At 30.5% G+C, this 13173-nt stretch carries 11 protein-coding genes; 4 read left to right on the forward strand and 7 right to left on the reverse strand.

Annotation, left to right across the window (positions count from 1 at the left end):
* Positions 1–45: 45 nt before the first annotated feature.
* Together I573_RS01795 and I573_RS01800 are read right to left on the reverse strand one after the other, a co-directional pair.
* The gene (locus I573_RS01795; protein ID WP_016184858.1) at positions 46–543 is read right to left on the reverse strand and encodes an STM3941 family protein; all 498 of its coding nucleotides are present in this window, start codon (positions 541–543) and stop codon (positions 46–48) included.
* A 12-nt stretch (positions 544–555) separates the two neighbouring features.
* Entirely contained in the window at positions 556–1224 is a 669-nt protein-coding gene (locus I573_RS01800) for a cyclic nucleotide-binding domain-containing protein (RefSeq protein ID WP_016184859.1), read from the reverse strand.
* An 80-nt stretch (positions 1225–1304) separates the two neighbouring features.
* Between I573_RS01800 and I573_RS01805 the strand changes: the two genes are divergently transcribed.
* The gene (locus I573_RS01805) at positions 1305–1946 is read left to right on the forward strand and encodes a YczE/YyaS/YitT family protein (RefSeq protein WP_016184860.1); all 642 of its coding nucleotides are present in this window, start codon (positions 1305–1307) and stop codon (positions 1944–1946) included.
* Between the two features lie 11 nt (positions 1947–1957).
* Here I573_RS01805 and I573_RS01810 read toward each other — a convergent pair whose 3' ends face one another.
* From I573_RS01810 to I573_RS01820, 3 genes are all read right to left on the reverse strand, one after another.
* Positions 1958–2509: a hypothetical protein gene (locus tag I573_RS01810; protein WP_245555054.1), complete on the reverse strand. Its 552-nt coding sequence runs from the start codon at positions 2507–2509 to the stop codon at positions 1958–1960.
* Between the two features lie 166 nt (positions 2510–2675).
* Positions 2676–3218: an acyl-CoA thioesterase gene (locus tag I573_RS01815; protein WP_016184862.1), complete on the reverse strand. Its 543-nt coding sequence runs from the start codon at positions 3216–3218 to the stop codon at positions 2676–2678.
* A 391-nt stretch (positions 3219–3609) separates the two neighbouring features.
* A complete protein-coding gene (locus I573_RS01820) occupies positions 3610–5445 on the reverse strand; it encodes a P-loop NTPase fold protein (protein WP_016184863.1) in 1836 nt (611 codons plus the stop codon).
* Between the two features lie 810 nt (positions 5446–6255).
* On the opposite strand from I573_RS01820, the gene I573_RS01825 reads away from it, so the two are divergent.
* Positions 6256–6759: a hypothetical protein gene (locus I573_RS01825; RefSeq protein WP_016184864.1), complete on the forward strand. Its 504-nt coding sequence runs from the start codon at positions 6256–6258 to the stop codon at positions 6757–6759.
* Positions 6760–7094: 335 nt separating this feature from the next.
* Here the strand turns inward: I573_RS01825 and I573_RS01830 are convergent, their stop codons facing one another.
* Both I573_RS01830 and I573_RS01835 read right to left on the reverse strand, forming a co-directional pair.
* Positions 7095–8873, reverse strand: a complete 1779-nt coding sequence (locus I573_RS01830; protein WP_016184865.1) for a UvrD-helicase domain-containing protein — start codon at positions 8871–8873, stop codon at positions 7095–7097.
* Between the two features lie 12 nt (positions 8874–8885).
* Positions 8886–10886 (reverse strand): ATP-dependent nuclease, encoded by a 2001-nt coding sequence (locus tag I573_RS01835; RefSeq protein ID WP_016184866.1) that lies wholly within the window; start codon positions 10884–10886, stop codon positions 8886–8888.
* 211 nt (positions 10887–11097) lie between these two features.
* Between I573_RS01835 and I573_RS01840 the strand changes: the two genes are divergently transcribed.
* Complete coding sequence (locus I573_RS01840; RefSeq protein ID WP_016184867.1) at positions 11098–11865, forward strand: spr1630 family ClpXP-sensitive toxin; 768 nt, start codon at positions 11098–11100, stop codon at positions 11863–11865.
* A gap of 30 nt (positions 11866–11895) precedes the next feature.
* On the forward strand, positions 11896–13080 hold the full coding sequence (locus I573_RS01845) for a spr1629 family repressor/antitoxin (protein ID WP_016184868.1): 1185 nt from the start codon (positions 11896–11898) through the stop codon (positions 13078–13080).
* Positions 13081–13173: the final 93 nt, after the last annotated feature.

The raw sequence follows: 13173 nt of genomic DNA on the forward strand, positions 1-13173 counted from the left end.
GAATTCTATATACAAAGTATAGAATTCCTTGAACAGATTAAAGGTTTAACGATACCGCATCCAATATTCTTGTAATTTTTCATAGATTTCTTGAGTCGAAAGATATTTCGCATGCTGAACGGAGATTGCGATCGTTCCAAACCCTAATCCTTCGTTTACTTGTTGCAATAGCGTACGAACTTTTGTCGTGACCATCGTCTCATCGAGTTGTAACTTAATCAACTCTCGTCCCATTAAGGTTTCCGTCTCGATATTTTGAATGCTGTCCCAAGAGATCACGACTTCTTGCATCGAAAAAGGATTCGAATGATCATACAAGCCTTCTGGAGTTAAAATCAATAGTTTCTCTCCAATAAATAATTGCTGGATGATCACAAACTCTGCTAAACCAAAGAAAATGATCCCGATCAATCCGATCCACATATAGCGATTGTCTCCAATAAATAACACAACCGTACTCAACAATAACATGATCAAACCTAAAAATGACAACCAAAGTTGCTTTTTGCTACTTTGATACACAGTAAACGTTTCTTTGGGCATTCCATCTCCTCCTTATGCTCGTGATGCTTTATAAGCGTGTAACGCGTTGTGATCGACTTGATAACTTGTCTGATTTTTCGAAACGATCCCAAGCTCACGAAATTCTTTAAATGTATGGGCTAAATGACGATAACTCACGCCTAAATATTCTGAGATCTCTGATTGTTTCTCAATGATCTCACCTTCGACAGTATGCTGCAATAGAAATTCGATCAGCCGATCACGCAATTCAAAGTTTTGATTGACGGAAAAATGATCCATCCTCAAAATCAATTTACGTCCAATATACTGGCCGATCTTTTGTAAAAAACGCGGATCTTCAAATAGAACGGATTTTGCATAAGCCATGGGAATCGCTAAACAAATCACCTTAGAACGAGCTTTAACATCTTTTGTTTCTTCTTTTGAGATCTCTGCTTCAATAAATCCTAGTTCACCAATAAAATCATGTGGAGTCAAAAATTGGATCAATGTACGTTTGCCATTGGCTTCGGTTTTCAAGATCTTAGCTGATCCTGAAACAAGATAAAATAGATCCGTCATTTCATCTCCTTGGCGATGGATGTATTCTTTTGCTTCAAATTCCATTAGACTACTTTGGTGTAAAATCTCCGGTGTAAATAGTGGATTTTCTGTTAATCCAAATGTTTCACGTGCAGCTAAAAACGCAGTACGTTTCATTTAATCTCCTCCAAACATGAGATATCTCCTATTTTTATTATAGCATGTGCGCGATACTAGAAAAAACAGGAGGAATCACGATGAAAAAAAATTTAGTTTGGTCACTATTTTATTATATTTTAAGCGCCTTTGGCATTAGCTTAACGATCAAAGCATTTATTGGTGTCAGTAGCTTTAATTCGTTAAACGTGACGCTTTCCACATTTAGTTCGATCAAAGTCGGCACGATCACGACGATGATCAACCTGAGCTTTTTCGTCCTTTGTATTCTATTGGATAAAAAAAGAACGCTCTCTTCTTATCTTACCATGTTGGTCACCGTTTTACTCTTTGGAACAGTCATCAATCTATTTGTCTATGGACTCCTTGCTCCTATGACAGTCAGTGCATATCTCCCACGTGTCTTTTTATTTAGTATTGGCACGTTGATCGGTGGATATGGAACCGGAAGAGCATTGGGACTAGGAACATTGAAATTTCCGATCGAACAATTTTGTTTGCTCCTAGCAGAAAAAACGAAACGAACCTTTTCGTTTTACCGCTACAGCATCGATATTGTCTGTATCGCACTTTCTCTACTCCTTTCTGTTGTGTATCAATTACCGATCGCTGTAAGAGAAGGTACGATCATCAGTCTATTCTTACTATCCTTTATGATTTCATTTGCCAAAGACTTGCCTACACCTTTAGTCTTTCGTCCAAAAAAACGTCTAGAAAATTAAACTAGACGTTTTTATTTAAATTTATTTTGACGTCGTTTCAATGCCAGCTCATAAATAAATTCCATCATATACGCCAAAAGCAATCCATAAGCATACATAAAACACGCGATCACGATTCCAGCGAGTAGACTTCTATCTCCCAATAATCCTTGCCCAACAAATGGAACGGGTCGTCCCCACAATAAGATCGTGACCGTCAGTCCAGTAAAGGTCGCCGGTAGATATTTTGGCAACTTGTTTTGAAAAAAGATCAATGCTCCTGCGCATAATGAAAAAATCAAAAAACCACCATCAATCAGATTCAATGTAAAAAAGGAAAGAGAATCTGCGAAGAAATACCAAATCAAATTGGAGATCTGCCCCCAAAATAACCCAACGACAAAAGAAGCCCAAAGTTCTAGACAAATCACTTTATTCATGGCGACATTTTTTAAAAAATAGGCTTGTAACGCTAAAAAACTGATCCAAATAAACTGGCCGATGGAAAACGTCCCGATCAATAAGATCCCGACAAAGTTTACCAGAGCCACTATGACACAAAGCAACACCGTATTGCGCATCATCCACCCCACCTTTATTAGAAACCGCTATCATTTATAAAAACCAATCGATTTTTCCAACACGTAAGTTACTCTTTATTATACCAAGAAACCCGTCTTGACACACTATCAAAGCTGTAAGCTAAAAAATAGACGAACACCGAAACAGTCGGTCGTCCGTCTATTTTTATTAGTCTTTCATGCCTTCATCTGACCAGGGAAGGTCTGTCGAAAGTTGCGCTGCGAAGGCTTTGTACGCATCGCGCTCTGCTAGTCGTGCCGTACGACGCGCTTCGTAGCCACCATGCACCAATTTTTCTTCTTTAGTTTCCGGTACAACTTTTGGTACCGTAAAGACCGTCTCTTCATTCATATGAGATGGCACAGCTACAAAGGTCGTAAAACATGTTGCCGCAAGATAGCGTTCCCCTGTCACCAAGTCCTCACCGATGATCTTGACAAAGACTTCCATCGACTTATTGTGCGCTCCGGAAACATAGGATTTCACACAAACCGAATGATTGGCATGCAGCGGTTTTAAAAAATTCAAATTATCCAAAGATGCCGTCACCGCACCTCTACGACAATGACGACTTACTGAGATCGATGCTGCATCATCGATCAACGTCATCAATTTCCCACCAAATAAAAACCCAAATGGATTCAAGTCAAACGGAAAAATGCGGTGTGTTTGAATCACACGCGATTCCCGACAAAATTTTGTATCTTCCACAATTTTCACCTCGGATATATTGTAGCACTTTTGGAGGAAAAGTACTGAATGGAAGTATACATAAAGAAAATATACTTAAAAAAAGACAGACCTTTACTAATTTACAACAAAACAAAAAAGCTAGAAAACTCATCTCTCAAGGTTTCTAGCTTTTCTCATATCTCTAATCCACTGATCCTTCCATTTAAAACCTACTATTTTAATAAGTAGAAATAAGTCTATTTATAGCGGTATTATGCTATTTATGATGTTTAATCATGTAACTAAATATCATTAAAAATTATGCAATGCACTTATATTTGCACTTACAAAAAAACACCAACGGCAATTTTAAAAAATAATGTATATTCAATTTAATAACTCCCATTAAACTTGAAGAAATATCAAATTACTAGCTCAAATGTTCTATGAGTTCTTCTAATGATTCCTTTAATTGTTTAATTTTAAAATTATCTATTTTCCCTAAATCGCTATTAGCCAATTTTTCATTTATTTCTGATAAAAATAACTTTACATCTTCAACTTCTTTCCCGTGAAAATCTTTTGAATTGCTTATGTTTAAATAATTTTCTCGTATATACTGCCAAAGTATATCTGCTTTATTCATTTTTTTCACAATGTATTCGTCTATTACATTCATGTTTAGCATAACTTCAAATATATTTATATTAGTTGAGAGTGTGCTACGTTTATATTTTCGTACTTCTTCGTGATTATCATCAAATAAATTAATTATAAAAACTTCTGCTTTCTTTTCATATTTTTTATTTTTAATTTTTTCAAATTTTTCAAATAAATCAGGATTTTCCACTTTGATATTTGTAAAACCACTAAGAAAAAATATATCTGCTACATTTTCGTTAATCTCTAAATCCTCAGAATTATAAGTATTCAACATTTTAGTTTCAATAGTTTCTAAATAATCATCTTCTAGAAACATCAAATTTATATTTTTAAAGTTATACAATAAGGAATAAACACTCAGTATTTCCTCAAATTTTAATTTATCTTGTTTAATATCTTCTAATAGGCTTTCTTGAATTTCTTTCACTTTTTCATCATCATAACGCCTAAAATTTCGTAACTCATCTAACTTACTCATTTCTGGTGATTCAGGGAAAAATGCTCTCATCCATTTTTCAACGTAATCATTCTTATCCATATAGCCTAATATAATATATTTGCTAACATCTTTTGAGTAATAAATATTATCATCGAATTCTTTATAGCTATTATGATACTTGTTAATAATACATTCCCGTATTGTTTTTTCTTCGTCTTTTGGTGTATATATCAAAAAATTTCGATTTTCCATTATTCCATTTAACAAGTTAAAATTTTTTTCAGTAAGATTTCCTAATTTATATTCAATTGTTATCACAAAAATATTGAGAAAAATACTTTTTTTTATTTTATTTTTTAAGTTAGGTTCTAATTCATTAATTTTTGACCGTAGTTCAGATTCAATAAAATCAAAGCTTGTAAGTATTGAAAAAAGAGTTCTCAGATTTAATACTTCTTTATTCTTTAACTCATACTGAGATAGTAGTAGATTTTTTATCCATTGACTGTTTTCTTTGATAAATTGATTTCTATGATTTTTAAAAATGAGATTTTCTATATCTGAAATGTTGTGTTCAAATTTTACTGTTCGAGATATTAATTTTTCTTTGATTTTTTGAAATTTATCTGAATTTAAGATTTCTAAACTATTAGATATAAAAACTACTTTAAATTTCATATTCTCTAAAATTTCATTCAATATAAATCCTAATAAGTCATTTAAATCTATTTTATTACTCAATCGTTCTAAATCATCTATGAATATAACTAAAACTTGATTATTAATAGAATTTTTCAAATAATTATCTTTATAAGTTTCTATAATTAAGTCTGTAATCGAACTAAAAGATTTAAAATTATTATTGTATATAAAATCAGAAATTTTTTGGAATTTTTTATTTAATTTATTTATAGAATCCCATATATCTTTTTTTTCACTTAATACTGAAATTATTTGGTAAAACAATTCTTTTTTTAATTCCTCCAGACTACTGAAGCCGTAAACAGAAAAATAAACAACTAAATTTTCTTGTTCTTCTAATCCTGGTATAATGCTATTCTTTATAAAAAAAGTTTTTCCAGTTCCCCATTTACCATCAATTTGAAGTGCGTAATTTTCTTCATTTTGGAGATAGTTTTTTATAATTTCTTCTAAACGATTCATATTTTACCCCTTTATATATTTTCCTCTTGTAATTCTACTATATTAATTATATCCTAAAAAATATAGCGTAAAATATTTTTTGTAAAATTAAGATTAATACATAGAAATTTTATAGTAGGATTTTCTCATGACTAGTTTTAATACAGAAATTATAAAAACCTATTCAATAAAGGTAATTTAGATGAAATATTGGTAGGATTATTTAGAACGAGTAATTACCTCATTTCCACAAGCAAAACTAGCTGCTTTTTTAGACTACGAAAAATATGATCGAAATGGATTCAATTCAGAATATTCCTATAATGGAAATTATTAACGGACATTTCAAACAGAATGTAGATTGGAAAAAATAATGATACGATTTTTTATAGATACATAAAAAAAGATGTCCCTACTGCTTTATATTTATAGAGATGAAGAAGGAAAAAGTTTACCGTAGAAGAAGGAATTTTAAAACTAAAAAACAAGTACAAATAATACTTGTAAAGCTGCTAGAGGATATAAAAAAACGGATTGCATAATAAATATAACGTTTTAACAATGAACGTAATGAGCTGTATTATCCATACATCGCAAATGACTGATTGAAATATCTAACAAAAAAGTATGGTTTACCAAGAATTACACCATGCAATTTCATACACACTCACACCATTTTGCTGCTGAAAACTGGCGTGCCTGTCGAACCCTTGGAACATACGGACGTAAAAATCACTTTAGAAATTTGCTCTCATGTAATGCCTGAAGAAGCTGAAAAAACAATCAATAAGTTTCCTAACTTTGTTGTTTTTTAAAGGAGAAATATGATAAATGTTAAAAAAAAATATATTGATTAAAAATAGAAATAAAAACACAACAATCAAAGCAAATGACGCTCAACAGAAATTGATAAAAAAAAATGAACACCTAACTTTAAAAGCAAAAACTGCTCAAAAAATATATAATCGTTCAATATTTTATATTATTATTTATTTTATCGGAATATTTATTATTTCGTTTTTTGATGATAATAACTTCATTTTTAAATTCGGAAGTATCGTTTTTACAGCTATTGCTATACCATCAATTCTTTCACTTAATTCAATTTCTTTTGATTTAATGAAAGAAGTTGATAATGAAACTATATGGAAAGAGAATAATATTAATGGTATCAGTCATTCAAGTGAAAAAAATAATGAAGAAATCAATCTTTTGAAAAACGCGATAGAAGAACTTTCTCAAAGCAATAAAGTATTGAAAGAAAATTTAAATGTTATAGAAAAACAGTCACAACGATATATTTATAAAACTAAATCACACAGAAAATACAGATAAATACCAGTGCACATACTTTTTCATAGACCTCACCTGATAACAGACACAACAAAAAAGCTAGCAACCTCATCTCTCAAGGTTGCTAGCTTTTTCTCATATCTCTAACCTACTGACCCTTCCAGCAAAAGGCTAGCTTTTTCCAGAGCTTCTGACAAGCTCTAAACGTTGGTATAACAGCATTCTACTTTTTCAGCGAATACTGCGAAATTCTAGTAATTTTTGTCAATTGTAGTTAGTTTTGATTTAGTTTCAAGCTGTTTTAACTAGAAAAAAATGGATATTTTGTAAAATTTTAGTAAGACAATTGCGAGCTGGAATAGATACTAATGAATTTTTTAAATATTCTGTTTTAATAATTTCCAAAATGGTGAAGGCTCCTTCTCAATTCGATACGGATTTCCATATCTACTGATACCAGATATGGCTTTTGATCTAACTAAATACACTACTCTCTTAGCTCTAGTTAATGAGACAAAAAAAACTCTCAGATCTTCTTGATATTCTTGACTGCCTATCGCATGATTGTAATAGGGAAAACTTCCTTCTTCCAGACCAAGAATAATGACCACCTCAAATTCTAATCCTTTAGAACTATGCCGAGTAGAGATAGTTACCTGGTTATCCAAAGCTGAGATGTATCCAAATTGACTAACTGTATAATTTTCTAAAACCTCATCCTTAATAACTTGTCTGACGAATTCCTTTACATCATTAACTTCATTACTGTGCGGAGAACAGGACAGCACAGTAGATAAATCCAGTTCTACAAAAATTGCTTTAAGCCACTTCTTAAAACTATTTTTATTCAATTTACTCTTTTCTAAACTCTTAAATAGTTTCATTTTTTCATCAAAATCACGTATATCTTTATTATTTATAAATAACCATTCGTCAGATATATCGTTGAAGTTCACTTTGTTATTACCTGATAAATATAGACAACATTCTTGTAACCATAGCACAAATTTTAATTTTAAAAACGATAATCCTTCTCTATAATAGGCAATACCTTCTTCATCTAATGCATTGGAAAGATCATCTAATTGATTATTGTATCCAACTAGAATACAGATTTCTGAAGGGGAAATATCATTGGCAATACACATTGGAATTAATTGTTGAGCAACTAATTTATACTGTTGCTCCATGCCAACCTCACATTCGAAAAAATTGATTTTTGCAGGTTTCTCATTATTTATTCCAGATACGTACTCCCTATCATCCCAGTCTAATGTCTTCAATACAGAATCAATTAAAAATTGATCACTTCTGTAATTTGTGGTTAAATTTATTCTTTTCATGTCCGGATGATCATAAAGCTCTAAAAAATAAAATGGCAAAGCACCTTGAAATCTATAAATTGATTGATCAGGATCACCTACAACAAAAAACTTAATTTTAGTTTTTTCAAGAAACAATAAAACAATCTCATGCAATATTTTCCCTAGGTCTTGGTATTCATCAATCAAAATCCATGGGAATTTTGCTTCTAAGCATTTAATAATATATGGATGTTCCTCCATTAGACGAAGAGATTCACTTATAATTAAATTGAAATCACAAAGATTTTTTTCTAACATTTTAGCTTCAAATAACAAACATAGTTTCTCTAGTTGCTTATCTTTATTTATATCTACTGAACTACGTGAACCATACATTTCATTTCTATATTTTTCAACATTTTCTAAAGTATATTGTTTTGAAATAGCTAATTCATTTTTAGAAACTCTAAATATTTCGTTTTTTTCCTTGTCATTAATAATTTTAATCGGAAAATTTATTCTTGTGTTATACATTTTACCGAAGGGAATAAGGATTTGTGAAATGCAAAATCCATGAACAGTTGAAAGAATAACTCTATTGGATTTGCTTACACCTAACTCTCTTAATTTTTGAGTAAAATTCTTCACCGCAGAATTACTGTATGTTAAACAAACAATTCCTCTAGGTTCAACAATTTTTTCCATCAGTAACAGTTTTAACTTTACCGTTAAAACTGTTGTTTTACCACTGCCAGGTCCTGCTTTAATTACAGCATTAGAGTTTGCTAATAGTGCTTCGTACTGATTTTTATCTTCTTTTATCTGGGATAGTTTTTCAAAATATTTAGTCATTAAAATACTCCCTTAAACATTTTCGACAATATAATTTATAGCCTTTTCAATATATTCTGGTACCATTTCTGGAGAAATGTCTAATGATAATCTCTGAGCAAACCTTCCCTTACCAATTTTAGATGTGGTGCCCTCTATCATTTTTAAACATTCGTCAAATCTTTTATTGTCCAGATGGTCTTTGAAATTACTTTTATGATTATCCCCACCTGCGGTTAATTCATTAAATAGGTTCCAGACATTATCTTTGTCAATAGCATCTAAATTTTCAAAAATGTCTATTTCTAAAGTATAAAAACCGATAAAGATACCTTCTTTGTTTAAGGTAGCTTCTAAAGCTTTATCATCAAGGGTATCAACAGCCTCTGAAAACATCCCTATATCTTTTACAAGTTGTCTCATTCTTTCCAATCCATCATAAAACTTGTTTGCTCCAGTAGGTGTGTTATATTCCATTTTATGAAAAGTAGATATTATCTTTTTTTCACCATTTTCTATTTTCTCTTCTTGGAAATAGAAATCGCCATCAGTTATTATTGCAGTTGGCATTTTTAGTGCTCTTAAAAATTTATAATATGGTTTAAAATTAGTTGAGTTTATATTGCAGCAAATTATCCCATGTTTATCAAGATCTTTTTCCAACACTCTAGAGAATTCCGGAATTAAGTATTCTTCTGCAACTCCCTCTACTAAGAGAATACCTTTTCCAAAGTACAGTTCTCCACGTTTTACGTCAATATATCTTTCTAAATCTTTTTGTTCTCCATCAGTAAAATTTAAATTTGCTGTGCTGTTTATCAAAGTACCTTGACTACTCTTCCTCAAATGTACGATGCTATTTATCGGTGCCACAGAAGTAATATGAGGAGAATGTGTAGTCATAAGCATTGAGACATTTCTATTAAATATATCTTTGTAAATCGTGCGCTGCATCGCCGGATGTAAATGAGCTTCTGGTTCCTCAATAACAAGAATTGAGAAACCTTGAAAATTTTTATTTTTATAATTTTCATCCATGAAGGTATACAGTTTTTTATAGTCTGCTTCGGAAATTTCAGAATCTATTATACGTTTTCCATTAGAAGTAATTTTGTAAAATTTATCAATGATCAGCTCTGTATCATCTTCTATAAGAGTATTATATTGTTTTTCAGAAAGTATGCTAGGAACTGTATTATCTTCTAAAGAAAGCAGAAGTAGTGATATATACAAAAGATTATTTATTCCAAGACTTGTATCGTGTAGTCCTCTTGCGCTCTCTCCTAAAACAATTTTCAAGAAATTTAGTAACTTAGTGGGAGCAATATCCATAGTTTTAAATGATACTGGCAAATCAATTTGGCTATTCACTACTGCACCAAATCTATCGTTGATTGAATCTGTTAGATACTTTAGTTCATCCATATCTAACAAAGAACTTGTAGCATTATCTAATTCCTCAGATATAGTTTCTAATTCTTTAGCGTCTATATCATAGTCTTTAAGTAATGCTTTTATAGGCGATTTCTTATTGTTGCGAATATCTTTTTCCACATCTCTGATGGGAGGAATTACTTTCATATTCAAGAATCTACGTTCATTATGACCAAAATTTAGTTCTTTGTTTTCTCCTTGAAAAATTCGGTATTTATATTCAGTATTTCCAATTGAGTCAACTTCTGGATAAAATTGATAAGTAATTCTAATAGTATCTGGATTATTACTAACTGTTGCACCTGATAAAATAGTCAAAAGTTTTAAATTATTTTCATAGTTTCTTAATTCAATCTCAATTTCAATAATTTCATTGTTCTCGAAAGGTGATTCAAGCCCCTCAAAAAAATCGATTTCATTTAGATACCTCTCTTCTTCGGACAGAGAAGGATCTAAAATTAATTGAATTGCTCTAATAAAATTGGTCTTACCAACATTATTTTCACCAATAACAATTTGTTGCTTTTCCAAGTTCACAGATACATCTTTAAAATTTCTAAAATTTTTTATTCTTACTTTTGAAAGATATGGATTACTCACTTTATTTTCCTCCTAAGAAAATTATTGTTCACACTTATTTAGTATATCATCTACCAGTTACAACTGTTATCGGTAATAAAGATTGAAACAGGGTCAATAAGTTTGTATCTCAGCACATTAGATTTATTCACTTTAAAAAAAAGCAAAAATTAATGTTTTTACTTTAAAAATATTATATACTAACAGAGACAAATAGATTGGAGGCTTATATATGGATGAATTCAAATTAGACAAATCAATTAGTAAAGCGATTGTTGATGGTACATTAAAAGGTTACTTACAATACCTTGAAGAACGGAGAAAGAAAAAGGATTCAATGAATGTCAGTGGTGCTTATGCTTGGACAAAAGGAAACCACATCGATGACCAAGTCTCAAAAGTTGGAAAAAATCATAATGTTCAGTTTAAAATTGAAAAAGCTGGATACACATGGGAATATTTACAATTTACTGTTAGTGAAAATGCTGAAAATTATATGGTAATTGTAAAAAACTCAAGAAGAGTTAAAAAGTCCTTTGAAGATCAGAAAAAAAAAACTAGAGAAGATAATTATTTGGTCAATTTAGCTGATATAAATACGGATATCTTGAAAAATACTAATAAAAATTATATTACACAACCAGAACAAATTCAGCTTGAATTAAGTGATCCAGAAGAAGTGAAAGCTGTTTTAGAAGGAACTCAACTTAATGTTTCTCAAGCATACTCTCGCTTTTATATTGTCACTTATGAAATTGATGATGAAACAAAATTTGTTGAATCAATTAAACTAACTATGCCAAATCGTCAAACGATGAATTTAGAATTAATTGAAGATTTAAGTTACCTTATTCAAGAAAGTGAATATGAGGTTACAACTGAGGATGTTGAACCGATTATGAGTGAAAAAATCTCAGACCAAACCATCTTCTCAACTGATAAAAATGCCTTTGGTTACTCGGTTCCAGAAGAAGAAGAAAAAAAAGAATCAGGTAATTAATTTTTACAAATAATCAAGGATGTGATAAATATGTTTTTCGGAGAGAAATTGCAAAGTGTCAGAGAATTAAACAGTCTCTCCAGAAAAGAACTTGCTGACAAATTAAATGTGAGTGAACAAGCAATCTGGCAGTATGAAAATCAGTATACTGTGCCTAAATTTGAAATCGCTAATGAGTTAAAAAAGATTTTTAATGTAAAGGCTCAGTTTTTCTATTCAGAACCATTTATAACTAACATTTCTAAAGTTGAAAGCATTGCTTATCGTACTGAGGATCGGGACGCTAGAAAAAAGACTAAGATGGAAACTTCTTTTATTGACTTTACAAGTTATTTTCTAAATAAATTTGAAAGTAAATTGAATTTACCAAACACAAATATTGCTCAATTAAGAGATGAATCAATTAAACTCTATAACCAAAGGGCTGATTCAGATAATCAAGTTCTACATCTAGAAATGATTGCTGAAAATGCCAGAAAAAAATTGGATGTAGTGACCAATTCAGATCTTTTATATCGGCTTGAGCTATCTGGAATCTATATTCTAGAAAAAAATATGGGTTCTAGTATAGATGCTTATAGTACTTGGACGAATCAAGAGAAACCTTTCATTATCTTAGGAAATAAAAAGAAGTCTGCAGTTCGTAGAAATTTTGATTTGGCACATGAATTAGGTCATTTGCTTCTCCATTATAAAATGGATATGGACAGCTTAACTAAAGATGAACATAAAAAAATTGAAAAAGAAGCGAACGATTTTGCTTCATTTTTTCTACTTCCAAAAGAACAATTTTTAGAGGATTTTTCAACCATTTTAAAAAAATCTAATCCTGATTCCTATATAGATTTAAAAATGAAATATATGGTTTCAATTGGTGCACTTGAATACCGAGCATATAAACTAGGATTACTAACATTTGAAGAAAACAGATACTTCTATGCAAAATTAAATCAAAAAAACTATAAAAAAAACGAGCCATTTGATGAAGATATCGCAGTAATTCGTCCCGGAAAAATTCGTTCTCTCTTAGATTTAATTTTTAGAAACAATTTATTTTCTCTGAATAGTATCTTAAATGATTACTATCTTAACCGTTCATTTTTAGAATCTCTTTTAGGTCTGGAAAATGGATTTTTAGAAAAATATTTAGAAGAATCTACAATAGAATATTTTAATACCTCAAATGTTATACCTTTATTTACTAAAGGTAGTTAATTTTAATACCGAAGACGTTTCTTATACAGGGACGTCTTTTTTATTTTACAATGAATACTAATCTAAAAAGAGCTGAACAAAAAAACTTGTCCC

The sequence above is a fragment of the Enterococcus sulfureus ATCC 49903 genome (assembly GCF_000407605.1).
In the GTDB taxonomy this organism is placed as follows: domain Bacteria; phylum Bacillota; class Bacilli; order Lactobacillales; family Enterococcaceae; genus Enterococcus_G; species Enterococcus_G sulfureus.

What these genes read in the sequence shown, in the direction of transcription:
- I573_RS01795 (WP_016184858.1), bottom strand. Translation starts at nt 543, where the DNA reads ATGCCCAAAGAAACGTTTACTGTGTATCAAAGTAGCAAAAAGCAACTT.
- I573_RS01800 (WP_016184859.1), bottom strand. Translation starts at nt 1,224, where the DNA reads ATGAAACGTACTGCGTTTTTAGCTGCACGTGAAACATTTGGATTAACA.
- I573_RS01805 (WP_016184860.1), top strand. Translation starts at nt 1,305, where the DNA reads ATGAAAAAAAATTTAGTTTGGTCACTATTTTATTATATTTTAAGCGCC.
- I573_RS01810 (WP_245555054.1), bottom strand. Translation starts at nt 2,509, where the DNA reads ATGATGCGCAATACGGTGTTGCTTTGTGTCATAGTGGCTCTGGTAAAC.
- I573_RS01820 (WP_016184863.1), bottom strand. Translation starts at nt 5,445, where the DNA reads ATGAATCGTTTAGAAGAAATTATAAAAAACTATCTCCAAAATGAAGAA.
- I573_RS01825 (WP_016184864.1), top strand. Translation starts at nt 6,256, where the DNA reads ATGTTAAAAAAAAATATATTGATTAAAAATAGAAATAAAAACACAACA.
- I573_RS01830 (WP_016184865.1), bottom strand. Translation starts at nt 8,873, where the DNA reads ATGACTAAATATTTTGAAAAACTATCCCAGATAAAAGAAGATAAAAAT.
- I573_RS01840 (WP_016184867.1), top strand. Translation starts at nt 11,098, where the DNA reads ATGGATGAATTCAAATTAGACAAATCAATTAGTAAAGCGATTGTTGAT.
- I573_RS01845 (WP_016184868.1), top strand. Translation starts at nt 11,896, where the DNA reads ATGTTTTTCGGAGAGAAATTGCAAAGTGTCAGAGAATTAAACAGTCTC.